1 pseudogene is annotated in these 230 nt (G+C 63.5%); it reads right to left on the bottom strand.

From position 1 onward, the window contains the following. Positions 1 to 230 (bottom strand): annotated as a pseudogene (locus KVT44_RS57440) (RDD family protein); the annotation flags it as partial.

Genomic DNA, 230 nt, shown 5'->3' with positions numbered 1-230 from the left:
CCGACCTCCTGATCATGATGGTGTCGTAGCCCACGTAGAGCACCGGGGCGATCACGGACTGCCCGAAGCCCTTGCTGTACTCGATCTTGTCGGCGTTCATGTTGTACTCCATGACCCCGCACGCCCAGGACAGCAGCCACACCACGATGCCCACCAGGATCATGTCGATGATCCTCGCCACCATGCGTTTGCCGCTGTCGGCGAGCGGGGGCATGCCAGCCAGCGGGTCG

This window comes from Streptomyces sp. GbtcB7, assembly GCF_019091445.1.
Lineage (GTDB): Bacteria > Actinomycetota > Actinomycetes > Streptomycetales > Streptomycetaceae > Streptomyces > Streptomyces mirabilis.
Note: the sequence above shows the minus strand (reverse complement) of the source record. Positions and strands in the feature narration are given on the sequence as shown.